This is a genomic window from Neorhizobium sp. 05N33, from assembly GCF_056397445.1.
Genome location: NZ_JBFTNK010000003.1, coordinates 532,514 through 553,935, shown reverse-complemented (window position 1 = coordinate 553,935; position 21,422 = coordinate 532,514). Strand labels below are relative to the sequence as shown.

Sequence of the window (21,422 nt, the reverse complement as noted above, 5' to 3'; positions counted from 1 at the left end):
CGCTGGAGCAAATAACGCTACCGCTGAAGCAAACAGCCCCCTCACCCGGCCTCCGCTTCGTTCGGCCACCCTCTCCCCGAGGGGAGAGGAGGAACGGCAACGGTGCGGCATCTCTCTTCTCCCCCCGGGGAGAAGGTGCCGGCAGGCGGATGAGGGGGAGCCCCAGTCGAAGGCTTCGCTCTTTCATCCCTTACACCCCCGCCTGCTGCCGCTGCCGCTTCAGATGCGGCGGCATCTCGGCATAGACGCCTTCGAACATGTCCCGCATCGACGGCCGGCCGCCGGAATGCAGCGTGCCGTGGCGCTCCGCCTCCTTCTGGGCAGCGACGACCGTGTCGCGGATTTCGGCTTCCATCTGCTTGTGACGTTCCTCGCTCCAGGTGCCGATGCGGATCAGGTGGTTCTTCAGCCGGATGACCGGGTCGCCGAGCGGCCAGGCCTCGGACTCCTCCTTCGGTCGATAGGCGGAAGGATCGTCGGAGGTCGAATGCGCGCCGACGCGGTAGGTGACGTATTCGACCAGCGTCGGGCCGATATTGCGCCGCGCCCGCTCCGCCGCCCACTTGGCGACCGCGTGCACGGCGAGATAGTCGTTGCCGTCGACGCGCAGCGACGGCAGGCCGTAACCGAGGCCACGGGCGGCAAAGGTGCCCGAGCCGCCGCGAGCAACGCCCTGGAAGGTGGAGATGGCCCACTGGTTGTTGACGACATTGAGGACAACAGGCGCCCGGTAGGTGGAGGCGAAGACCAGCGCCGAATGGAAATCCGACTCGGCCGTCGATCCGTCCCCGATCCAGGCAGCGGCGATCTTGGTATCGTTCTTGATTGCCGACGCCATGGCCCAGCCGACAGCCTGCACATATTGCGTGGCGAGATTGCCGGAGATCGTGAAGAAGCCGAACTTCTTCGACGAATACATGATCGGCAATTGCCGCCCCTTCAGGGGATCGGCATCGTTGGAATAGATCTGGTTCATCATGTCGACCATCGGATAGCCGCCGGCAATCAGCAGGCCTGCTTGGCGATAAGTCGGAAAGTTCATGTCACCCGGGAGAAGCGCCTTCCGGAAGGCGCAGGAGACCGCCTCCTCGCCGAGATGCTGCATGTAGAAGGAGGTCTTGCCCTGCCGCTGCGCCATCAGCATGCGGCTGTCGAAGACGCGCAGCAGCATCATGTGCTTGAGGCCCTCCATCAGTTCCTCGTCGGTCAATGACCCTGCCCAGGGACCGACCGCCTCGCCCTCGCGGTCGAGCACGCGAATGATCGAATAGGCGAGGTCGCGGATTTCCTTCGGATCGACGTCCACCTCCGGCCGCCGCACCGAGCCGGCTTTCGGGATCGGCACATTGGAGAAATCCGGCTTGCCGCCCGGCCGCACTTCCGGCTCGGGCACATGCAGGCTCAGTCTCTGTCCATCCGTCATTCGTTTCTCCTCCCAAAGAACCGATCAAATCAGTCGTTCAACGCGGCGCCATCCTGAGCGCTCCGTCGAGGCGGATCACTTCGCCGTTCAGCATCGGGTTTTCGATAATGTCGCGCACCAGCCGCGCAAATTCCGCCGGCCGGCCGAGCCGCGGCGGAAACGGCACCGACTTGCCGAGCGAGGCACGCACCTCGTCGGAAAAGCCGGCCATCATCGGCGTCTCGAATATTCCAGGGGCGATCGTCATCATGCGTATGCCGTCGCGGGCCAGTTCGCGGGCGATCGGCAGCGTCATGCCGGCCACCGCCGCCTTGGAGGCGGCATAGGCCGCCTGGCCGATCTGCCCGTCAAAGGCGGCAACCGAGGCGGTGGCGACCAGCACGCCGCGTTCGCCTTCCTCGTTCGGCTCACCCCTGGCGATCGCCTGCGCCGCCAGCCGGATCACGTTGAACGTGCCGATCGTGTTGATCTCCAGTGCGCGGGCAAAATTTTCGAGCGCATGGACGCCTTCTCTGCCGAGCACGTTTTCCGACGGCGCGATGCCGGCGCAGCAGACGGCACCCCGGATCGGCCCGTTGGCGGCCTCCGCTTTGGCAACCGCATTTTCGACCGCCTCACCGCTGCGCACATCCGTCTTGACGAAGATCGTGCCCTTGCCGAGTTCCTCGGCTCTCGCCTGACCGCCGGCCTCATCAAGGTCGAGCAAAGCCACGCAAGCGCCAGCTTCGACAAGCATTTTAGCTGTCGCGAGCCCAAGGCCGGAAGCGGCACCGGTCACCAGAAAATTTCCGCTTTCGATCCGCATCCCATCCTCCTCAGTTCGCCAGGCCGCGGGCGATAATGATCTTCTGGATGTCGGACGTGCCCTCGTAGATCTGGCAGACGCGGACATCGCGATAGATGCGCTCGACAGGAAAATCGGAAATGTAGCCGTAGCCCCCGAGCGTTTGGATCGCCGCCGAGCAGACCTTCTCAGCCATCTCGGAGGCAAACAGCTTCGCCATGCAGGCCTCGTCCAGGCAGGGTTCGCCGCGATCCTTCAGCCGCGCCGCATGCAGCACAAGCTGCCGGGCCGCTTCGATCTGGGTTTTCGCATCCGCCAGCCGGAAGGCGACCGCCTGGTGGTCGAGCAGCAGCTTCCCGAAGGTCTTGCGTTCCTTGGCATAGGTGAGCGCCACGTCGAAGGCGGCCTGCGCCATGCCGACGCATTGGGCGGCGATGCCGATCCGGCCCGCTTCCAATCCCGACAGCGCGATCTTCAAACCGGCGCCTTCCGCCCCGATCCGCTGGCTTGCCGGAATGCGCAGGTTGTCGAACATCAGCGCCGCGGTATCGGACGCCTTCTGGCCGAGCTTGTCCTCGATCTTGGAAATCGAAAATCCGGGCACATCCGTCGAGGTGACGAAGGCGGAGATGCCGCGTTTTCCGGCGCTCGGATCGGTAACCGCAAAGATGATCACCGTGCCGGCGATCTTGCCGGACGTGATGAACATCTTCGAGCCGTTGACGACATAGTCGCTGCCGTCCTTCGTCGCCCGGGTTCGGATTGCCGCGGCGTCCGAGCCGGTATCGGCCTCGGTCAGCGCGAAGGCGCCGATATGACGTCCCTCGGCGAGCGGCCTGAGAAACCGTTCCTTCTGGTCGTCGGAAGCGTGCATGTCGAGGAGGGAGCAGACCGGGGAATTGTGGACGCTGACCAGCGTCGAGACCGCGCCGTCGCCGGCAGCGATCTCCATCAGCGCACAGGCATAGGCGACATAGGAACAGCCGACGCCGCCCCATTCCTCCGCCGTCCGCATGCCGAGAAACCCGAGCTCGCCGAGTTGTTTCAGAACGTCCGGCTCGATCGCGTGCGACTTGTCGCGCGCGGCAGCTCCGGGCTTCAGCACCTCCCGGGAAAACTCCGCGGCAGTCGAGCGGATAAGCTCTTCTTCCTCAGTCAGCATGCACTGATCTCCTCCCCGAAACCGCCTGCATGAGTGCTAAATTAGGACCGAACCGGGCCGGCGACTACTCCTTTGAACTTGTTATTTGTTACCCCGGCGCGCAATTTTATTGCGCCTACGCCCCACAATGGAACTCGAAGCCTCTTCGACCGTTTGCCGGTCTCTCTCAACCAGGGGCTGGACAGCATGCCGGAATTGAATGCCGTCACCGAGTTTCGTGCGTTTCCAAAGACATGGGGCGCCGAATATGTCGCCGCCGGCGAAGTGCGGTTCCGGCTCTGGGCACCCGGCCAGGAAACCGTGACGCTGAGGCTGAATGGTGAAGATACCGAGATGAGCCGCAGCGACGACGGCTGGTTTGAGTTGCTCGCCACCGGCATCACCCCCGGCGCCGAATATGCCTATGTTCTTGCCGATGGCATGGTCGTGCCCGACCCCGCCTCGCGGGGACAGAAGGACAGCGTCAACGGCCCGTCGCTGGTGATCGACCCGACCAGCTACACCTGGCAGCATCCGGAATGGCAGGGCCGGCCCTGGGAAGAAACGGTCGTCTACGAAATCCATATCGGCACGTTTACGGAAGAAGCCACTTTCCGCGCCGCGATCGACAAGCTGCCTTATCTCGCAGACCTCGGCATCACCATGATCGAGGTCATGCCGGTTGCCCATTTCGGTGGAAACCGCGGCTGGGGTTATGACGGCGTGCTCCTTTATGCGCCTCATGCCGCCTACGGTCCGCCGGAGGATTTCAAGGCCTTCATCGATGCCGCCCACGGTCACGGGCTGACGGTGGTACTCGATATCGTGCTCAACCATTTCGGCCCGGAGGGCAATTATCTGCCGCTTCTGGCGCCTGCCTTCTTCCACAGGCAAAAGATGACGCCCTGGGGTGCCGCGATCGCCTATGACGTCGAGCCGGTGCGGCGCTACATCACCGAATGCGCGCTCTACTGGCTGGAGGAATTCCATCTTGACGGATTGCGTTTCGACGCCATCGACCAGATCAACGATCCCTCCGAAAAACATGTACTGATCGAGATCGCCGAGCGTATCCGCGCCGAGATCCCCGAACGCGCCATCCACCTGACCACCGAGGACGCCCGCAACGTCACCTTCCTGCACCCCCGCGACGAGGACGGCAAGGCGCCGCTCTTCACCGCCGAATGGAACGACGACCTTCACAACGCCGTCCATGTCCTGGCGACCGGGGAGACGCATGCCTATTACAAGGACTTCGCCAGGGAGCCGGAAATGCTGGTGGCGCGGGTGCTGGCGGAAGGTTTCGCCTATCAGGGCGAAGTCTCGCCGCAGACCGGTAAAAAGCGTGGCGTATCGAGCCTCGATCAGCCGCCGGTCGCCTTCGTGGATTTCATCCAGAACCACGACCAGGTCGGCAATCGCGCCCAGGGCGAGAGGTTGATCGAGCTTGCAGGCCCCGACAAGGTGAAGCCGCTGCTCGCCATGCTTCTCCTCTCGCCGCATATCCCGCTTCTCTTCATGGGCGAGGAATATGGCGAGACCAACCCCTTCCTGTTCTTCACCGATTTCCATGGCGATCTTGCCAAAGCGGTGCGGGACGGACGCCGCAAGGAGTTCGAAGGCCACGCCGGCCACGAGGGAGAGACCGTCCCCGACCCCAATGCCAGGAAGACCTTCGATGCCTGCAGGCTCGACTGGAAGAAGCTGGAATCAGCGAACGGTAAGGACTGGCTGGAGTTTACCAAGGCGCTTCTGAAACTGCGGCGGGATATCGTGATGCCCCTGCTCGGTTCCGCAGGCGGTCGCTCCGGCAAGGTGCTGAAGACCGACAAGGGCTTCCTCGCGGTCTCCTGGGTCTTCCCGAAAGGCACGCTCTCGGTGGCGCTCAACCTTGGTGAAAAGGTGCAGGCAATGCCGGATATGCCCGGCAAGGTGATCTTTGCATGGCCGGAACAGGGGACGGACCTGCCCCCCAACTCCGTGCTCGTCCGTTTCGAAGCAGTCGGAGACGCCGCATGATGATCCCGACCGCCACCTATCGCATCCAGTTCCGCAACGGCATGACCTTCGATCGCGCCAGCGGACTGGTGCCCTACCTGAAGCGGCTCGGCATCAGCCACCTCTACGCCTCGCCGATCTTTACCGCCACGACCGGCTCCACCCACGGCTATGACGTGACCGACGCCAATGAGATCGACCCAGCGATCGGCGGCCGCGACGGTTTCGAGCGGATGATGAAGGCATTGAAGGCCGAGGGCCTTGGCCTGATCCTCGACATCGTCCCCAATCACATGGCCGCATCGCTCGAAAATCCCTGGTGGCGCGATGTCGTCGAAAACGGCGAGAACAGCCGATATGCCCGCCATTTCGATATCGACTGGACTAGGCGCCTGACGCTGCCCTTCCTCGGCGATACGTTTGAGAAGGTGCTGGAAGCCGGCGAGATTTCCGTCAAGGCGGGTCCGAAAACCGGCAAGCCGGCCTTGGCCTATTACGACACGTTTTATCCGCTGGCCCCGGCGAGTTACGCCGGCCGCGAGACGGAAGTGCTAAAGATCACCGAACGCGCTGCGATCGCCGGATTGCACGACCAGCAGCCCTACCGGCTGATGTCCTGGCGGGATGCACCGCGCGAACTCTCCTATCGCCGTTTCTTCGAGATTACCGGGCTTGCCGGCGTGCGGGTGGAGGATGGCGCAGTGTTCGACGACACGCACCGGCTGATCCTCGAACTCGTCCGTGACGGCAAGGTGGAGGGCCTGCGCGTCGACCACGTCGACGGTCTTGCCGATCCGAAGGGCTATCTCGACCGCCTGCGGCACGAGGCTGGGCCGGATTGCTACATCACCGTCGAAAAGATCCTCGGAGAAGGCGAGCAGATCCCGGCAGACTGGCCGATCTCCGGCACGACCGGTTACGAGTTCATCGCAGCCGTCAGCGATGCCCTGGTCGACGGCCGCAAGCTGGACGAACTGCGTGGCGGCTACGAAAGGATGACCGGCCAACCGGTCGACATGGAAGCCGAGCTGCGCGCCGCAAAGCTCCTGATGGCCGACAACAATTTCGCCGGCGAGGTCTCGACGCTGCTGAATATCGCCATGCAGATCCAGCCTACGGAGGACCGCGAATCCGCTCTGTCGGAGGCGGCGGTGAAGTCGGCGCTGCGGGAACTGCTCGTCGCCTTCCCGGTTTATCGCACCTATGGCACCCGGCAGGGCATTCCGCCGGAGGGCCGGGAGATGCTGGCGAAGGTTCTCGACAAGGTGCGCAACGGCCCAAACCCGCCGGACGATGCGGCACTCGCCTTTCTCGAACGAATCCTAATCGGCGATGTCGAGCAGGCGGCAGCCAGTCAGGCATCGATCTTCCGTACCCGATTCCAGCAGCTCACCGGTCCGCTGATGGCGAAATCCGTGGAGGACACGCTGTTCTTCCGGCAGCACATGGCGCTGGCGCTGCACGAGGTCGGAGCCGAGCCCCTACCCCGCCCCTTCTCGCTCGATCGTTTCCACGCGGAAATGCAGACGCGGCTGGAAAGGCAGCCCGACGCCCTGTCTGGCACCTCGACCCATGATACCAAGCGCGGCGAGGATGCCCGCGCTCGACTTTATGCGATCACCGAGGCCCCGGACCTCTGGGCCGATGGCGTCGATCGCTGGCGCAGGATCAACAGCCAAGCCGTCCGCACGCTGGATGACGGCCCCGCGCCGGAACCTGCGGTCGAATGGATGCTTTACCAGGCGCTCGCCGGCGCCTGGCCGAACGATCTCCACACGGAAGACGCGGCAGGCCTCAAGGCGCTGGAGACGCGTTTCCTCGGCTATGTCGAAAAGGCACTGCGCGAGGCGAAGCTGCGCACCAACTGGGGCGATCCTAATGAGATTTACGAGAAGGCGGTCCAGGAGTACGCCCGCACGCTTCTGTCGCCCAGCAACCAGGCCTTTCTGACAGACTTCACCGATACCTTGCGCCCCTTCATCCGAGCAGGCCTGGTGAACAGCGTCACCCAGACGATCATGAAGCTGACGGCGCCGGGCGTACCCGACATCTATCAGGGCAGCGAGGGCCTCGACCTCAGCCTCGTCGATCCGGACAACCGCCGCGAGCCGGATTTCGGCGGGCTGCAGCGACGCTTGACGGAGAGGGCGAAGCTGACCTCCACCGATGAGGAGGAATGGCAGAGCGGCCGGCTGAAACAGCGTGTCATCGCCACCCTGCTGCGCGTTCGCCAGGAGGCACCAACCTTGTTTCGGCGGGGGGAATATCTGCCTCTCGGAGCGTCGGGCAAACGCGCTGACAACGTCGTCGCCTTCGCCCGCGCCGACATGGACGACGCCTTCATCGTCATCGCCCCGCGGCTTGTATTCAGCGCGCTGCATGCGGGCCTTGCTCCGTCTCGATCCGAACGCTGGGCGGAAACGGAGATAATTCTGCCCGAAAGGCTGGGACACCGCCGCTATCGCGATGTCTGCACCGGCAAGGTGATCGACCCCAAGGATCGCATCGCGGTCAACTTGGTGTTTGGCGACCACCCCTTCGTGCTCCTGCTGGCGGAATAGTGCAGCTACGTCAAAGAGCCTCACAAGGAAAAGGCGCCGATCCTAAAACGGACGGCGCCTTGTCGATATCCTTCAGTCTTGCTTCTCACCGATCAGCCTATGCCGATGAAGGACAGGACGGCGAGAACGATAACGACGGCTCCAACGAGCCATACGATGCTGTTCATGACTGTCTCCTTTTCAGTTCGCTACAGGTGGAAGCAAGGCTTCCGTTTGATTCCATTCAATAAATCAAGCAAACCCAACGAGATTCAGAACCGCGATGACGATGACGACCGCGCCGACCAACCAAACGATGCTGTTCATGACTTTCTCCTTTTGATGTCGTGAAATTGAACGGCGACAGGCGTAAAAGGTTCCGGTGAAACATGGCTGGAACAAACGCGCCTGGCGTGGGTTGAACGAGCGTCAAGCGGGGCCTTGCCCCGCCAAAAGGGTGGGGCAATATGGCCGACGAAACTTTGAAGAACGACATGACGGGCGGAGAAACAAAACCACCACGCGTCGTCATCGTCGGCGCCGGTTTCGGCGGGCTTGCGACGGCCGGAGCGCTCGGCAACAGCCCCATCGACGTGACCGTCATCGACCGGCGCAACCATAATCTCTTCCAGCCGCTTCTCTATCAGGTCGCGACCGCCGCACTGTCTCCCGCCGACATATCGGAACCGATCCGCCGCACGCTGGGGCGCTTCAAGAACATCAACGTCATGCTGGCGGAAGTCACCGGCGTCGATGCGGCCGCCAGGACCGTGATGCTCGACAACGGCACCTCGGTCCCCTACGACCGCCTCGTCATCGCCACCGGCTCGGACTACAACTATTTCGGCCATGACGACTGGCGCGCCTGGGCGCCTGGCTTGAAAACCATCCACGAAGCAAGGCTGATCCGCCAGCGCCTGCTGCTCGCCTTCGAGAAGGCCGAGCTGTCCCATGATCCGGAAGAAAAAAAGGCGCTGCTCACCAGCGTCATCATCGGCGGCGGCCCGACCGGCGTCGAAATGGCCGGCGCGATCGCCGAGCTCGGCCACTTCATGATCACCCGCGATTTCCGCAAGCTCGAGCCGGATCACATGCGGGTCATCCTCATCGAAGCCGGCCCGAAGATCCTCGCCACCTTTCCCGACAACCTCACCCAATACGCCCTGAAGGCCCTGGAAAAGGCCGGCGTCGAGGTGATGACCAATCTGGCAGTGGAATCCGTCACCAGGGACCAGGTCATCGCCGGCTCGCAGCGTTTCCGCACGAGCTGCGTCATCTGGGGTGCGGGCGTCAAAGCCTCGCCCGCAGCCAGATGGCTCGGCATCGAAGGCAAGGCGGGAGGGCGCATTCCGGTCGAACCGGACCTCTCCATCACCGGCTTTCCGGATATCTTTGCGATCGGCGACACGGCACTGGGGCTTGCGGAGGACGGCAAGCCGCTGCCGGCGCTCGCCCAGGTCGCCAAGCAGCAGGGACAATATCTCGGCAAGGCGCTGCGGGCGAGACTGATGGACGGCAAGGCGCCCCAGCCTTTCCGGTTCCACAATCGCGGCAACACCGCCGTCATCGGCCGCGATGCCGCGATCTTCGACTTCGGCAAGTGGACGCTGAAGGGTCGGGTCGCCTGGTTCCTCTGGGCGCTCGTCCACGTCTACCTGCTCGTCAATTTTGAAAAACGCCTGCTGGTTAGCGTACAATGGATCTGGCGTTACTTGACCCAGCAGCGCGGAGCGCGGCTGATCGATGAAAACGCCGCCACCTCGGTTCCGTCTTCCACGCAAAGGACAGAGACATGAACACCGCCAATCCGCAGCTCGAAGGCCTCTACCTCGCCGTTGCCGCGATCAACCGGCTTCTGGTCGAAAAGGGTGTCGTCTCCCATGCCGACATTCAGAGCGCCCTGCAGGCGGCCGAACGCACCGTGCTTGCCGACGACAAGCCGCTCGCAGTCTCGACGTCCCATCAGAAGGCGATCGCATTTCCGATCCGGCTGCTGCTGCTGGCAAACGAAGCGAACGAGCAAGGCACCAAGTTCTGTTTCGAGGATCTGGCACGGGAAGTCGGCCGCCGCACCTGAGAAAATGTACCCGCCAAACATGAACGGCGGCGTGAGCCCACGCCGCCGCTGTTTTCGTGGGAGGAGAGCTTAACTACAGGATGGGCTTGCCGCCGGTGACGGCGATCGTCGTACCTGAAACGTAGCTGGAAAGCGGATCGGCGAGCATCACATAGGCCGTCGCAAGCTCGGCCGGCTGGCCGGGACGTTTCATCGGTACCTGCCTGCCGAATTCCTTCACCCGGTCCTCAGTCATCGTGGAGGGGATGAGCGGCGTCCAGATCGGCCCGGGCGCGACCGCATTGGCGCGTATGCCCTTTTCGGCCAGCAGCTGTGCGAGACCTGCCGTGAAATTCTGGATCGCGCCCTTGGTGGTCGCATAGGCAAGCAGCGTCGGGTTCGGAGTGTCGGAATTGATCGAGGCCGTGTTGATGATCGCACTACCAGGCTTCATGTGGGGAACTGCTGCCTTGGTGAGATAGAACATCGCATGGATGTTGACCTGGAAGGTCAGTTCCCATTCCTCGTCGCTGATGTCCCCGATGTCGGAAAACGTCGCCTGATGAGCGGCGTTGTTGACGAGGATGTCGATCCCGCCGAACTCCTGGACCGTCTTGTCGATGATCGCCCGGCAGTGCGCCGCGGTCTTGATATCGCCCGGCACCAGCACCGCCTTGCGGCCGGCTTCTTCGACCAGGCGCTTGGTATCCTCGGCATCCTCGTCTTCGTCCAGATAGGAAATCAACAGATCGGCGCCCTCGCGCGCGTAAGCGATCGCCACGGCCCGGCCGATGCCGCTGTCGCCGCCTGTGATCACCGCCATCTTGCCGGCCAGCCGGCCGGAACCGCGGTAGGAGAGCTCGCCGTGATCCGGCACCGGATCCATGCGTCCGGTAAAGCCCGGCATCGGCTGCTGCTGTTCGGGAAACGGCGGAGTGGGATACTGGGCCATCAAAATCTTCCTTGTTGTCGAGGTCGCGAACTGATCGCCCCAACTGGCCTCGTCTGGAGTTGTTCCCAATCAAAATGCACAATCAAAAAAGAGAAAATGCGACGCGACCCCACCTTTCGGCTCACGCCCCAGGGGTGATTGCTCCGTCGCCCCGCCGCAGGCGTTTCAGCTGATTGACGATCCGCAGCGAGCTTGCAGCCCGCGCCGCCGAAAAATCCGAGCTCTTCGACAGGATTTGCAACATGTCCTCCGCCTCGTCTGCCGAGATGGTGCCCCGGGCGGCGAGGCCGTCGATCAGCATGAGCATCGCTCCCTCGACCGCGAGCGACCTTCGGCGCGTTTCCATTTCGATTTCATCGGCATCGGACATTGCAGGCTCCTTGAACTGTCACCTGCCGAATGGTTTGCAGAGAAGATTGTTCCTCATCTTCCGGCTCGGTTTTAACGCGAGCCCCGAAGTCCTTCCGTCGGTCAGCCGCCGTTCTCGCCGTCAACGGGCGATGATGGCTCCCGGTCGACCTTGCCGGGGCCTGCCTTGTAAAAATACTGGCTCGCGACCAGCCAACCCTTCAGCGGCCGCATCGGCGCAAGGCAGGTGATGAGCAGGAAAGGAAGCGAGATCAGCAGATGCACCCAGAATGGCGGCTGGAAACTGGTCTCGATCCAGACAGCAAGCGCAATGCTCGGAATGCAGCCGAAGCACATCACGAAAAAGGCGGGACCGTCTCCGGGATCAGCGAAGGAATAATCGAGGCCGCAGACCTCGCAAGCCGGCCGCATCGACAGGAACCCGTTGAACAGATGCCCCTGGCCGCAACGCGGGCAACGGCCGCGCGGGCCGGTGCTATAGGGAGGAAGAGGCGCCCAATTCGCGTCATGGGACATGGAAATCTGCCTTTCGTGACAGGAGACAAAATGTGTTTTCCGGATAGTTATCCGGCAGACCTTTATAACAAGTCGTTCCCTGCCGGGCACAATCTCGGCTTTTGAGGCTCGGCACGAAACTTCTGTCATCGATCTATGGCAGGCAGCTCCAAAACAATAGTCTGGCGTCGATCGAATCGCTGCCCTTCACCTTAGACGGAATTTCATGGCTTCAGAATTTTCAGGCCTCGGCATCGCCCATCAGGGCCGTTTCACTCGGTTGAAGTGGCATCGCCTGCGCCGCAGCTTCAAGGACCCGCTGTTTTCCGCGCGCGTCATGGTGGAAGGCTTTCGCCTTGGAGCATCGACCGAACTCGACCTGCGCGTCCGCGCCGATGGCGGCTTTGTCGTGCTGCACGACGAGGAGCTCGAAGGTGAAACCACCGGCCACGGCCTCATCCGTGATACTTTGCCCGAAACTATCCGCGGCCTGTCGCTTCTGCAGGGCGGCCATCCGCCGATCCTCAGCGAAGATCTCGCGACAATGCTTGAAACGGCTCATCCGGACGCCCTGCTGCAGTTCGACATGAAGGACGAACTTGAGGTGATCGGCGCGCGCGGCATGGATCATCTCGCCGATCATTTCGGCGGCGCCGGCTCCTCAATCATCGTCAGCGGCGCCGATCTCGATCTTGTCGTCGCCATCAAGCAGAGACTGCCGGGCCTCAAGCGCGGCATCGACCCGACCGGCAAGCTCATGGAGATCTATCGCCACCAGGGCCTCAAGGCCGTCGAAACGGATCTGCGCGCCGATATCGCCGGCCCGACCGAGCCTGACACCATCTATCTGCACTGGCCGCTGGTGCTGCAGGCGGCCAAAGATGGGCTCGACCTGATCGGCCTCTGCCACGATGCCGGCAGGCTGGTGGATGCCTGGACCTTCAATCTCAAGAACCCGGACGCCGGGTTCGACGAGGCCGAAGCCCGCAGCTTCTCCGCCCTGATGGCGCTGAAGCCGGATCAGATCACCACCGACGAACCGGCCGCCACGGAACGTGCCTGGGCGGCGATTTCCGGTTGAAGTTCATCAATCGTCCAACCCGAACGGATCGCGAAACACCCGCCGGTTGACCAGCTTCAGGCTGCGGTCCGGCTGGATGATGTAATTTTCCTCGACCCGCTGGCCGAGTTCGTTGCGGAACTCGTGCGGCACGACGCTGCCGATTGGCGACTTGGTGAGCTTGGTGCGCGGCTGGCCACGATAGGTGATGCTGCCGGGGATCGGCCGGATGCCCGGCCCGATGTCGATTGCTCCGGTGGTTCCGCCGCCGTCCGTGCTGCAGCCGGCGAGCGCGATCACGAGACCGGTTATGGCGATGATGTTTCTCATGGGCTGATCCTTCCCGATGTCCCGCTGACGCGGTGGACTCACTGAACTTCGCGGATATGCGGGAGGTTCCATACCACCTGGCGAGCCGATAAATCCTCTACCCATCGCCAAAATATCCGATACATCTGTGGGCCGCCAGTAACGCAATGGGGAGAATGACAGCCGTGACGAAAACCTTTGGAGCGATGTCGATCGCCGAGCTTTCCGCGCTCATCCAGATGGGCAGGATCGATCCGATCGAAGTCACGGAATCGGTGCTGGCCGGTATCAAGGCCTACCCCGACAAGGCCGTGTTCATCTCGCTTCTCGAGGACCGCGCTATGGCGGAAGCGCAAGGCTCCTCCAAGCGCATCAAGGAAGGTCGCTCGCTCGGTCTGCTCGACGGCATCCCGATCGCCTGGAAGGACCTCTTCGACATCGAGGGGCTGGCGACCACCGCCGGCTCGAAAGTGCTGAAGAAGGCCGCTCCCGCCGCGAAGGACGCAGCGATCGTCGACCTGCTGAAACAGGCGGGCATGGTCGCGGTCGGCCGCACCAATATGAGCGAATTCGCCTTTTCCGGCATTGGCATCAATCCGAATTACGGCACGCCGCACAATCCGCATGGCATGGACGCGCCGCGCATTCCCGGCGGCTCCTCCTCCGGTTCCGCCGTCGCGGTCGCAGCCGGCCTCGTGCCCGTCGCGATGGGCACCGATACCGGCGGTTCGATCCGTATCCCGGCAGGCTTCAACGGCATCGTCGGTTACAAGGCGACCCGCGGCCGTTATGCGATGAACGGCGTCTATCCGCTGGCGACCAGCCTCGATTCGCTCGGCCCGCTCTGCCGCACGGTGCAGGATGCGGTCTGGGTGGATGCCGCCATGCGCGGGCTTGCAGTACCGCAGACGGCCCGCCAACCGGCCCGACCGCTCGATATCGTGATCCCGACCAATATCGTCCTCGACGGCGCCGAGGCGGGCGTGGTGGCCGCCTTCGAAGCGGCGATCGAGCGCCTTGCAAAGGCCGGAGCCAGGATCACCCGCTTCGCCTTCCCGACCTTCGACGAACTCCCGAAGCTGATGGTGAAATACGGGCCGATGGTGACCGCCGAAGCCTTCGCCCTGCATCGCGAGAAGCTGTCGGGACCGGATGCGGAGGAGATGGACCACCGGGTAGTCGCCCGCACCCGCCTCGGCGAAAAGACCAGCCTGTCCGATTATATCGCCATCGTCGAAAACCGCGCCCGGATGATCGCCGAAACCGAGGCACTGGTCGGCGACCGCTTGGTCGCCATGCCATCGGTCGCCCATGTCGCCCCGCCGATCGCGCCACTGGAAAAGGACGATGAGCTGTTCTTCGCCACGAACGGCAGGACGCTGCGCAATACCGGCTTCGGCAACTTCCTCGACTGGTGCGGAGTCTCCATCCCCTGCGGCACCGGCGATGCCGGCATGCCGGTCGGCTTCCTCCTGTCGGCCAATGCCAATTGCGATGAAACACTGCTGCAGGCCGCGATGGCCCATGAGGAAATCATCCGAGGGTAGGAATGTTGGAGCCGGATCGGCTCCAGCAGACATCTGTGGCGGCAAAGCCGGCAAAACGTGCTACGCGCCCAGTATGGAAGAGTTGCCTCCCTCCGCAGCTAACTAAGGAACCGTTTCCCCGTAACCGGGATCGCGGCAGTTGCCTTTTGCTTGTTCCGATATCCTCGGGAGCCTAGCCTCTCCCCTGGATTTTGAGGAAAGCGGCCACCATGCAACTCGATTTGAACGGCAAGACGGCACTGATCACGGGCGGCTCGAAGGGCATCGGCCTCGCCTGCGCCCAATCTCTTCTGTCCGAAGGCGCGCGCGTCGTCATCTGTTCGCGTTCCCAGGCGAATATCGATGCGGCTCTGGCAAAACTACCAGGCGCGATCGGCTTCACGGTCGATCTGATATCCGAAAACGAGGCGCTGTCGCTCGTCGACAAGATCGAAGCCGACGTGGGAGCGCTGGACATTCTCGTCAACTGCGCGGGAGCTGCGCGACGCACGCCGCCCCAGGACCTCAGCCCGGCCCACTGGCGTGCCGCGATGGACGCCAAATATTTCTCCTACATCAACGTCATAGACCCGGTGGTCAAACGGATGGCGGCCCGGCAGACGGGCGTGATCGTCAATGTCATCGGCGGCGGCGGCAAGGTCGCATCGCCGATCCACCTTCCGGGCGGGGCCGCCAATGCGGCGCTGATGCTGGCGACCGTCGGCCTTGCGAACGCCTATGCCGCCAGCGGATTGCGGATCATCGGCATCAATCCCGGCAATACCGAAACGGAACGGGTAACCGAGGGCCTTCGGGCAGAGGCGGCACTCCACGGCATCAGCGAGCAGGCGGCGCTCGAAAAGCTGGTCCAGCGCATCCCTCTCGGCCGCATGGCGACGCCTGACGAGATCGCCAACGTCGTCACCTTCCTGAGTTCGCCGAAGGCAAGCTACGTCACCGGCGTCGTGATCGGTATGGATGGCGCCCTCAACCCGATCGTCGTCTGACGGAACCTCTCGGACCCCGACCGGCGTGCGCCACGCCGCCTTCCACTCATTTCCCTATTTCAGTCATTAGAGATGCAGGTCGATAACATGAGCAGCAATTCCGAGTTCCTCTGGTATATCCCGAACGATGTCAAAGCCGGCCATCGCGGCGATTCCTCCGCCGAGAACCACAACAGCCTGGAGACGCTGACCAACCACGCCAAGGCGCTGGAGGAGCATGGCTGGAAAGGCGCGCTCGTCGGCACCGGCTGGGGCCGGCCGGATACGTTTACCATCGCAACCGCTCTTGCCGCCCGCACCACCACCTTCGAGCCGCTGGTCGCCATCCGCCCGGGTTATTGGCGGCCGGCCAATTTCGCCTCCGCCGCGGCCACGCTCGACCACCTGAGCAGCGGCCGGGTGCGGGTCAACATCGTCTCGGGCCAGGATAACCTCGCCGCCTATGGCGACAGCGAGGGCGATCAGGCGCATCGTTATGCCCGTACCAAGGAATTCATGCGGCTGGTGCGTCGGCTTTGGACCGAAGAAAACGTTACGTTCAGGGGCGAGCATTTCCAGGTCACCGGTTCCACGATCGAGCCTCGCCTTCAGCCCCGCGGCGACCGCAAGCACCCGAAACTCTATTTCGGCGGCGCTTCCGACGCCGCCGAACGGGTGGCCGCAACCGAAGCCGATATCCAGCTTTTCTGGGGTGAACCGCTCGACGGCGTGCGGGAGAGGATCGAACGGCTGAAGGCGCTGAGCAGGCAGTTCGACCGCGACCTTCCTCCGCTTCAATTCGGGCTGCGGATCACCACTCTCGTCCGCGATACGACGGAACAGGCCTGGGCCGATGCCGAGGCGAAGGTCGCCGAGATGGCCAAGGGTAAGGCCGGCAACTGGAACGACCACGGAAAGCCGGTCGCCGTCGGCCAGCGCCGGCTGCTCGAACTGCACGAGCGCGGCGATGTCCTCGACGACAACCTTTACACCGCACCCGGGAAATTCGGTGGCGGTGGCGCCGGCACCACCTGGCTCGTTGGTTCAGCGCAAGACGTCGCCCGTTCGCTGCGCAGATACGAGGATCTCGGCATCACCCATTTCGTGCTCTCCGACACGCCTTATCTCCAGGAGATCAAGCGGCAGGGCGACCAGTTGCTCCCGCTTTTGCGCCGCTGACGCGAAACGCCGGTTTATCGCGGAACCAGTCGGTCTCTCCTCCGCCGTCAGGCCTGCAGACCAGCGTTATCTCATCGAAGACGACGGGCATTCTTCGCCTGAAGCGGCGCCGCCGGCACTTCACCGACTGCCAAAGAAAGCAACAGCTCCGGAACCATCGACCCGGAGCTTTTTTGATGTGGTGCGGGGCAGACACGCAGGCTTCCGAAGGTGGCAAGACAATTTCCGTGCGTCCCGGTCATACCTTTGGATAGGGGGAACAGTCCCCTTGTTCAATAGTCTCACCGCCTGCCTCGGCGTTAAAATTCCGATCATCGATACGAGCCGAGGGGCATCCCCCCATTTGCCTCCCTTCGACGTCGCGCCGACCGAGATCAAGCACAATAGCAGTGAAGGAGACTTAGGATGCACTCCCCACAGCCCGCGAAGGCACAGTCCGCCGCCCCCCTGACAAGGCGCGACGACATTTCAAGGTTTTGGGCGTCCGAGATCGACCTTGAAGGACTTGTCACCAGGCCGCCCATGGGCGATCCGGATCACTCCGGATCCGATCCGGCGCTCCGCCAGATCGCTGCCGGCGGCCTCACCCCCTGGCAGATGCGCAATGTGCAGACCTATGTCGACATGTATCTCCGCTCGACAATCCGCATCGAGGCCTTGGCAGGTCTCTGCAACGTGAGCAGCGGCCACTTCCAGCGCGCCTTCAAGGCAAGCCTTGGCGAGACACCGCACAAATACGTCACCCGCATGCGCATGGAAACGGCCTGCCGGATGATGACCGACACGAACGAACCGCTCTGCCAGATCGCCCTGGAATGCGGCATGACCGACCAGGCGCACCTCACCAACAGTTTCCGCCGCCTGTACGGAATTGCTCCTAATGCATGGCGAAAACAGATGCTGCGCGAAAGGTCCGGACACAGCAGCCACGAGCCGGTCACTGTTGCGCTAAACTGACCGAAATCATTCGAATTCGCGGCGGCGCGGCTGCCAAGCCGATCAAAGGTGCCCCTGGCTGACGGCATTCCATCACAGGAGAATATCATGGCCCAGGAGCACCTGGATGCGGTAGAAGCGGCAATCGAAAACCTCGTGAAGCGCAGGCGCGAGCTCGTCGCAGCCCTTGTATCGAGCATCACGCAGACCCATACTGACGAGCTTCTGAGGGCGCAAAGCGCCTTGGAAGCGCTCTATCATGCAAAGGCCGACGAACAGCAGCGGATGCCATCCATCTAGGAAACTGGCGGCATCAAGGAAATTTGAACCAATGCCGGCTCGGCGCCAACGGCATCGGCGATAGGCCTCCCAGGCCAGTGATCCGGTTGATCGTGGCGATCAAATTCTTCGTACCCCGTTAAAATACCATAGGATTTATTCACCCGGTATTTCACGGAATATCTCAAAGATAGAGACCACCACAAAAGCTCCGCCAACCGATGACCCTGTATTCCCGTTTTCGCCAAGCTTTAATCATACCGCATATCAAGACGGCAATGCTCCGCACCCTCGCGGCTGCGATTGGAGCGATCGCGATTGTTTGGGTATTGAGCCTGCTTGTTCCCCAACGTCCGTTCTGGGTGGAACTGACAGCCGTGGCGTTGATATCGGCTACTGTTACATTTCCGCTTCAATTGGCGCTTTATCTGCGTAACGAAGCGCTTCGTGATACCCAAGAAGAGCTTCGGCAGGCGCTCGGTCGTGCCCCCGTCACAGGCACGATGCGCGCCGGCGAATTTGCGAATTCGGTCGAGCATGCGATAGAACGCAGACGCATAAGCAGCACGGAAAGCTCCGATGGTGTCTTGCTCGTTCTCAGGATTGATGATTTCGATGCGATCGATCGCCGTTACGGTCCACAATGGGCTGATACACTGCTTCAATCGATGGTCCGGATCGTATATTCCTCCGTGCGTTTTGGTGATCTCGTCGCCCGCCTTGCCTCGGACGAACTCGGCATCTATCTGCCCGGCACGTCAACGGAAAATGCCGGCAAGATCTGCGAGCGTATCCGCATGCAGGTAAGGGAAACCACGTTCACAGCCGGACAGGAGCGGCAGATATCGGTGACGGTGCGGCTTGGCGGCACCAGGGTCGAGCACCAAACCGACTTTCAGGCGCTGCGCGAGGCTGCCAACCGAGCCGCCATCGCGGAGGAGGAAGCCGGCTCGCCCCTGTTCCGGGAGCGGTTTTCTTGAGCGGGAAACCCTGGCGTCTGCCCCGCATATTCGGCCTTAGATCTCGAGGTCGTGGATTTTCCTACCTCGCGTCGCCGTTACCCGTTTTCGTGGCCGCGACGCCGGCCGGGCTTAAGGCGCCGCAGCGCCAGACGCTATAGACCGGTTGGGTGTCCCAGTCATAATAGAAGGCCGCTCTCAGCCTTCCTTCGTCCATCAACTCTTCAAAGCTGCGGCGCACCGCACGAACCGCCACTTCCCGTTGGCGATCGTCGACCGGGCAGGAAAGTGCGGTGTTGGCAATGCCCCATTCGGTCACCCAGCACGGCTTGCCTTGACCTTCAGGCCGGCAGAAGTTGAGAAGCTTTCTGACATAGCGTGTCAGCGCCGCATCGTCCTTGCGCCCCGGATAGAGATGAATTCCATAGCCATCGACCAGCGCATCGATCCCTCGGGCCTGCAGGAGTGAAATGAACTCGCGAGGGTCGAGCCGTTCCATGCCACGGCTATCGGCCTCGCTTGTGCCGACATCGGAAAGCCCAGCCGAAATCAAAAACGCCTCGCGGCTATGGACCGTCGCCCGCAATTCTTCCCGCGTGATACGAACGGCCCCGACATAGGCGTCAAGCCCGCGCCCGAACGCCGAGCGGTCTGCGACTTCCGAAACGTTGCGCGGCGTCCGTCGCCCGGGCTTCTCGTAGACGACGAGGTCGCCGTTGTAGGCGCTGTAGTTTATCTCGTTTCCGGGTTCAACGGCGTCGATGCGGATGCCCATGCCGTCGATGCGGCGAAGGGCCGAGCGCAATTGCGACCGGTAAAGATCAAGGTCGAGATCCGAAAGCCGCTGAACATCCCAGATACGGCCGAAACCGGTGCGGGGACGCACCCCCTGGGGATAATAATCCTTGTTGCCGAACTGGATCTCGAGAAGGATTTTCAGCCCGAGCCGGTCCGCGATTTCGAGCGCATCGATGCTCCTGTCCACCGGCATCGACAGCGAAAGCCGGACATGGGTAATGCCACTCGCCGCGATTTCCTTCAGGATGCGCTCCTGATCGGCACGAGAAAGCCAGGCGAGGTTGACGCGGTTGACGCCGATTCGATCGGCAAGCACATCGCGCGCGCCCGCCGGCGGCACCAGGGCAAACGCCCAGAGCACCGCCAAGGCACAGGCAAGGATCGCGCGCATCTGCACCGCCGCCTTCATCCGCTCAAAGTCCGATCTGCCCCAGAGCGCTGCGGAAATTCGCCTCGCAAGCGGAATAGCGGTCGATCACGGCCTGCGTGTCGATCTTGCCGAGGAAGTTGGCGAGATAGGCGCGCTTGTCCGTCTCCCTGTTCCAGGTGGAGGCCTCGATATAAGGAAAGCCGATGAATTCCAGCATCTCCCGCATCCGGTCGTCGACGGCGATCATCAGGGCTGGCGTGCCGGCCTGCATGCCGATGATGCAGCCATGGAAGCGGCGGCCGAAGCAGAGATCTCGCTCCGACATCGCCCCGCGCCACTGGTTCGTGTCGAAATAGACCAGCAACTCGTATTTCCGCTGCCATTTCTCCGAATGCTTGTATTCCGTGCCCCCGGTGATGCGCGCACTCGACCGGTCATAGGCGATGTCAGTGTCGCTGCCGGTCAGCGAAAGGTTGTAGGCAACAAGTTCGTCCTGCACGACATAGCTTGCGACACTGTCGGGCTTGAGCAGTGCGTGCGCGTCGACGATGGTATCGGCGACGCTGCCAAGATAGCCGCCGAAGGCAATCTTCTGGGCTTCCGCCAGCGCCGGGTTGGCGAGCGCGGTCAGCGAACGTTTCATATCGTTCGGCGAGAAATAGAGTGACGGGCAGCCCGTCGGCTTGACGAACTTCATCCCCTGCTCCCGCAGGAATTCGGCTGTGAAGTAACCGCGCGTGAGGAAGAAACTTTCCTTGTTCCGCAACACGTCCAGGAACTTGAGCGTACCGGCCGGCAATTGATCCTTGAGGCCCTCCTTGCGCTGGATGCCGATGCCCATCACCACGATCGGCATCGTCAGCTTCGCAAAGATTTCCGCCTCGAGATCGGCGGAATAGCCGGGGCGCAGCAGATTGGCGGAGGCGAAGACGCATAGATCGAACTCGCGGTTCGCCTGCTCGAAAATCTCGTTCGACTCCCGATTGTTGGCCAGATGCCAGAACGGCAGATAGGTGACGTTATGGCCGCGCAGGCTCTCGGCCGCTCCCTCGCCGATCAGGTAGTTGCCGGTATTGGCGATCTTCCTGACCTGCGCGATCAGGTCCTTTTTTGTCCTCGTCTCGTCGAAATAGGGCCGATGGATAACGGTCGTGCCGGAGACGTCCGCAATCGTCCGCTGCAGATAGGAGGGAATGCCCGTAAGCAAAATACGCATGACTGTCCTCTGAACCGAAGGGTGATGGCCCGCGGGCCCCTGGATA

21 protein-coding genes are annotated in these 21,422 nt (G+C 62.5%); 12 read left to right on the top strand and 9 right to left on the bottom strand.

The features are described 5' to 3' along the window. Positions 1-190: 190 nt before the first annotated feature. Genes AC1DLT_RS11410 through AC1DLT_RS11400 form a run of 3 tightly spaced genes read right to left on the bottom strand, consistent with a single transcriptional unit; the run spans position 191 to position 3,369 of the window. Complete coding sequence (locus tag AC1DLT_RS11410) at positions 191-1,423, bottom strand: thiamine pyrophosphate-dependent enzyme (RefSeq protein WP_477486797.1); 1,233 nt, start codon at positions 1,421-1,423, stop codon at positions 191-193. 37 nt (positions 1,424-1,460) lie between these two features. Continuing rightward, entirely contained in the window at positions 1,461-2,228 is a 768-nt protein-coding gene (locus AC1DLT_RS11405) for an SDR family NAD(P)-dependent oxidoreductase (RefSeq protein ID WP_477486796.1), read from the bottom strand. Between the two features lie 10 nt (positions 2,229-2,238). Beyond that, entirely contained in the window at positions 2,239-3,369 is a 1,131-nt protein-coding gene (locus AC1DLT_RS11400; protein WP_477486795.1) for an acyl-CoA dehydrogenase family protein, read from the bottom strand. 186 nt (positions 3,370-3,555) lie between these two features. Between AC1DLT_RS11400 and treZ the strand changes: the two genes are divergently transcribed. The 5 genes from treZ (at position 3,556) to AC1DLT_RS11375 (ending at position 9,963) form a co-directional block, all read left to right on the top strand. Continuing rightward, positions 3,556-5,367, top strand: coding sequence for a malto-oligosyltrehalose trehalohydrolase (gene treZ, locus AC1DLT_RS11395; RefSeq protein ID WP_477486794.1), 1,812 nt, complete (start codon positions 3,556-3,558; stop codon positions 5,365-5,367). Then, positions 5,364-7,907 (top strand): malto-oligosyltrehalose synthase, encoded by a 2,544-nt coding sequence (treY, locus tag AC1DLT_RS11390; RefSeq protein WP_477486793.1) that lies wholly within the window; start codon positions 5,364-5,366, stop codon positions 7,905-7,907. Before treZ ends, treY begins: the two co-directional genes overlap by 4 nt. 156 nt (positions 7,908-8,063) lie before the next feature. Continuing rightward, positions 8,064-8,237, top strand: a complete 174-nt coding sequence (locus AC1DLT_RS11385; RefSeq protein ID WP_477486792.1) for a hypothetical protein — start codon at positions 8,064-8,066, stop codon at positions 8,235-8,237. A 116-nt stretch (positions 8,238-8,353) separates the two neighbouring features. Continuing rightward, positions 8,354-9,682 carry an NAD(P)/FAD-dependent oxidoreductase gene (locus AC1DLT_RS11380; protein ID WP_477486791.1) on the top strand — a complete coding sequence of 443 codons (1,329 nt, stop codon included), beginning with the start codon at positions 8,354-8,356 and terminating at the stop codon, positions 9,680-9,682. Then, complete coding sequence (locus AC1DLT_RS11375; protein ID WP_038544725.1) at positions 9,679-9,963, top strand: hypothetical protein; 285 nt, start codon at positions 9,679-9,681, stop codon at positions 9,961-9,963. Before AC1DLT_RS11380 ends, AC1DLT_RS11375 begins: the two co-directional genes overlap by 4 nt. 73 nt (positions 9,964-10,036) lie before the next feature. Here AC1DLT_RS11375 and AC1DLT_RS11370 read toward each other — a convergent pair whose 3' ends face one another. The 3 genes from AC1DLT_RS11370 to AC1DLT_RS11360 all read right to left on the bottom strand — a co-directional run bounded on the left by AC1DLT_RS11370 (position 10,037) and on the right by AC1DLT_RS11360 (position 11,779). Continuing rightward, positions 10,037-10,894, bottom strand: coding sequence for an SDR family oxidoreductase (locus AC1DLT_RS11370; protein ID WP_477486790.1), 858 nt, complete (start codon positions 10,892-10,894; stop codon positions 10,037-10,039). A 121-nt stretch (positions 10,895-11,015) separates the two neighbouring features. Beyond that, positions 11,016-11,264 carry a hypothetical protein gene (locus tag AC1DLT_RS11365; RefSeq protein WP_038544728.1) on the bottom strand — a complete coding sequence of 83 codons (249 nt, stop codon included), beginning with the start codon at positions 11,262-11,264 and terminating at the stop codon, positions 11,016-11,018. A gap of 101 nt (positions 11,265-11,365) precedes the next feature. Next, positions 11,366-11,779, bottom strand: a complete 414-nt coding sequence (locus AC1DLT_RS11360; RefSeq protein ID WP_247032366.1) for a DUF983 domain-containing protein — start codon at positions 11,777-11,779, stop codon at positions 11,366-11,368. Between the two features lie 205 nt (positions 11,780-11,984). Here AC1DLT_RS11360 and AC1DLT_RS11355 point away from each other — a divergent pair, with 205 nt between their 5' ends. Continuing rightward, positions 11,985-12,839, top strand: coding sequence for a glycerophosphodiester phosphodiesterase (locus tag AC1DLT_RS11355; protein WP_477486789.1), 855 nt, complete (start codon positions 11,985-11,987; stop codon positions 12,837-12,839). A 6-nt stretch (positions 12,840-12,845) separates the two neighbouring features. Here AC1DLT_RS11355 and AC1DLT_RS11350 read toward each other — a convergent pair whose 3' ends face one another. After that, positions 12,846-13,148 carry a hypothetical protein gene (locus tag AC1DLT_RS11350; protein ID WP_477486788.1) on the bottom strand — a complete coding sequence of 101 codons (303 nt, stop codon included), beginning with the start codon at positions 13,146-13,148 and terminating at the stop codon, positions 12,846-12,848. A gap of 164 nt (positions 13,149-13,312) precedes the next feature. On the opposite strand from AC1DLT_RS11350, the gene AC1DLT_RS11345 reads away from it, so the two are divergent. The 6 genes from AC1DLT_RS11345 (at position 13,313) to AC1DLT_RS11320 (ending at position 19,013) form a co-directional block, all read left to right on the top strand. Continuing rightward, entirely contained in the window at positions 13,313-14,674 is a 1,362-nt protein-coding gene (locus tag AC1DLT_RS11345; protein WP_477486787.1) for an amidase, read from the top strand. 209 nt (positions 14,675-14,883) lie between these two features. Further along, positions 14,884-15,660 carry an SDR family oxidoreductase gene (locus AC1DLT_RS11340; protein ID WP_477486786.1) on the top strand — a complete coding sequence of 259 codons (777 nt, stop codon included), beginning with the start codon at positions 14,884-14,886 and terminating at the stop codon, positions 15,658-15,660. A gap of 87 nt (positions 15,661-15,747) precedes the next feature. After that, positions 15,748-16,818 (top strand): LLM class flavin-dependent oxidoreductase, encoded by a 1,071-nt coding sequence (locus AC1DLT_RS11335; protein WP_477486785.1) that lies wholly within the window; start codon positions 15,748-15,750, stop codon positions 16,816-16,818. Positions 16,819-17,223: 405 nt separating this feature from the next. After that, complete coding sequence (locus tag AC1DLT_RS11330) at positions 17,224-17,775, top strand: helix-turn-helix domain-containing protein (protein WP_477486784.1); 552 nt, start codon at positions 17,224-17,226, stop codon at positions 17,773-17,775. Positions 17,776-17,862: 87 nt separating this feature from the next. Then, on the top strand, positions 17,863-18,054 hold the full coding sequence (locus AC1DLT_RS11325; RefSeq protein ID WP_038544740.1) for a hypothetical protein: 192 nt from the start codon (positions 17,863-17,865) through the stop codon (positions 18,052-18,054). 200 nt (positions 18,055-18,254) lie between these two features. Further along, positions 18,255-19,013, top strand: a complete 759-nt coding sequence (locus tag AC1DLT_RS11320; RefSeq protein ID WP_477486783.1) for a GGDEF domain-containing protein — start codon at positions 18,255-18,257, stop codon at positions 19,011-19,013. 61 nt (positions 19,014-19,074) lie between these two features. Here AC1DLT_RS11320 and AC1DLT_RS11315 read toward each other — a convergent pair whose 3' ends face one another. After that, positions 19,075-20,181 carry a glycoside hydrolase gene (locus tag AC1DLT_RS11315; protein WP_477486782.1) on the bottom strand — a complete coding sequence of 369 codons (1,107 nt, stop codon included), beginning with the start codon at positions 20,179-20,181 and terminating at the stop codon, positions 19,075-19,077. A gap of 22 nt (positions 20,182-20,203) precedes the next feature. Further along, positions 20,204-21,376: a polysaccharide pyruvyl transferase family protein gene (locus AC1DLT_RS11310; protein ID WP_477486781.1), complete on the bottom strand. Its 1,173-nt coding sequence runs from the start codon at positions 21,374-21,376 to the stop codon at positions 20,204-20,206. Between the last annotated feature and the right edge of the window lie 46 nt (positions 21,377-21,422).

Coding starts and splice junctions, on each gene's coding strand:
- AC1DLT_RS11335 (WP_477486785.1), top strand. CDS start 15,748: ATGAGCAGCAATTCCGAGTTCCTCTGGTATATCCCGAACGATGTCAAA.
- AC1DLT_RS11410 (WP_477486797.1), bottom strand. CDS start 1,423: ATGACGGATGGACAGAGACTGAGCCTGCATGTGCCCGAGCCGGAAGTG.
- AC1DLT_RS11360 (WP_247032366.1), bottom strand. CDS start 11,779: ATGTCCCATGACGCGAATTGGGCGCCTCTTCCTCCCTATAGCACCGGC.
- AC1DLT_RS11320 (WP_477486783.1), top strand. CDS start 18,255: ATGACCCTGTATTCCCGTTTTCGCCAAGCTTTAATCATACCGCATATC.
- AC1DLT_RS11330 (WP_477486784.1), top strand. CDS start 17,224: ATGCACTCCCCACAGCCCGCGAAGGCACAGTCCGCCGCCCCCCTGACA.
- AC1DLT_RS11355 (WP_477486789.1), top strand. CDS start 11,985: ATGGCTTCAGAATTTTCAGGCCTCGGCATCGCCCATCAGGGCCGTTTC.
- AC1DLT_RS11315 (WP_477486782.1), bottom strand. CDS start 20,181: ATGCGCGCGATCCTTGCCTGTGCCTTGGCGGTGCTCTGGGCGTTTGCC.
- AC1DLT_RS11365 (WP_038544728.1), bottom strand. CDS start 11,264: ATGTCCGATGCCGATGAAATCGAAATGGAAACGCGCCGAAGGTCGCTC.
- AC1DLT_RS11325 (WP_038544740.1), top strand. CDS start 17,863: ATGGCCCAGGAGCACCTGGATGCGGTAGAAGCGGCAATCGAAAACCTC.
- AC1DLT_RS11375 (WP_038544725.1), top strand. CDS start 9,679: ATGAACACCGCCAATCCGCAGCTCGAAGGCCTCTACCTCGCCGTTGCC.
- AC1DLT_RS11310 (WP_477486781.1), bottom strand. CDS start 21,376: ATGCGTATTTTGCTTACGGGCATTCCCTCCTATCTGCAGCGGACGATT.
- AC1DLT_RS11400 (WP_477486795.1), bottom strand. CDS start 3,369: ATGCTGACTGAGGAAGAAGAGCTTATCCGCTCGACTGCCGCGGAGTTT.
- AC1DLT_RS11385 (WP_477486792.1), top strand. CDS start 8,064: ATGCTGTTCATGACTGTCTCCTTTTCAGTTCGCTACAGGTGGAAGCAA.
- AC1DLT_RS11350 (WP_477486788.1), bottom strand. CDS start 13,148: ATGAGAAACATCATCGCCATAACCGGTCTCGTGATCGCGCTCGCCGGC.
- treY (WP_477486793.1), top strand. CDS start 5,364: ATGATGATCCCGACCGCCACCTATCGCATCCAGTTCCGCAACGGCATG.
- treZ (WP_477486794.1), top strand. CDS start 3,556: ATGCCGGAATTGAATGCCGTCACCGAGTTTCGTGCGTTTCCAAAGACA.
- AC1DLT_RS11340 (WP_477486786.1), top strand. CDS start 14,884: ATGCAACTCGATTTGAACGGCAAGACGGCACTGATCACGGGCGGCTCG.
- AC1DLT_RS11380 (WP_477486791.1), top strand. CDS start 8,354: ATGGCCGACGAAACTTTGAAGAACGACATGACGGGCGGAGAAACAAAA.
- AC1DLT_RS11405 (WP_477486796.1), bottom strand. CDS start 2,228: ATGCGGATCGAAAGCGGAAATTTTCTGGTGACCGGTGCCGCTTCCGGC.
- AC1DLT_RS11370 (WP_477486790.1), bottom strand. CDS start 10,894: ATGGCCCAGTATCCCACTCCGCCGTTTCCCGAACAGCAGCAGCCGATG.